This window comes from Roseateles sp. P5_E1 (assembly GCF_054049335.1).
Window position 1 is genome coordinate 1 of sequence record NZ_JBFUMN010000539.1, and the last position, 500, is coordinate 500.

Below are 500 nucleotides of genomic sequence, written 5' to 3' on the forward strand. Positions count from 1 at the left end.
GGCCGTGATCGAGCAGCGCGACGTCGGCTGGGGCAGCACTGCGGCCAGTACCGCACTGCTGCAGTACGAGATCGACACCCACATGGTCGACCTTGCCGAGCAGTACGGCGAGAAGGCGGCGGTGCTGGCCTACCAGGCCTGCGCCGATGCGATCCCGGCACTGCGCGAGGTGGCCGGTGCGTTCACCGGTGTCGACTGCCATCGCATGCAGAGCCTTTACTACGCCAGCAAGCGGCGCCACCACGCGGTGCTGCACGAGGAATACCTGCTGCGCAAAAAGCATGGCTTCGGGGTGCGCTGGCTGGAAAAGGACGCGGTGGGGCATGAGTTCGGTATCAACGCGCCCGGCGCCATCCTCAGTGCGTTGGCCGCGCGCGTGGACCCGTACCGGCTCGCCTACCGGATGTTGATGCGGCTGCAGAAGCGCGGCTGCGGGGTGTACGACCGTACCGTGCTGGAGACGCTCACTCCCACCAGCCGCGGGGTCACCGCGCGCACCG

Annotated in this window: 1 protein-coding gene; it reads left to right on the forward strand. The window is 68.2% G+C overall.

The window, feature by feature from the left end:
• Nucleotides 1–500 (forward strand): FAD-dependent oxidoreductase (locus ACXJKJ_RS32525; RefSeq protein ID WP_457395897.1); only part of this gene is annotated, 500 nt, incomplete at both ends.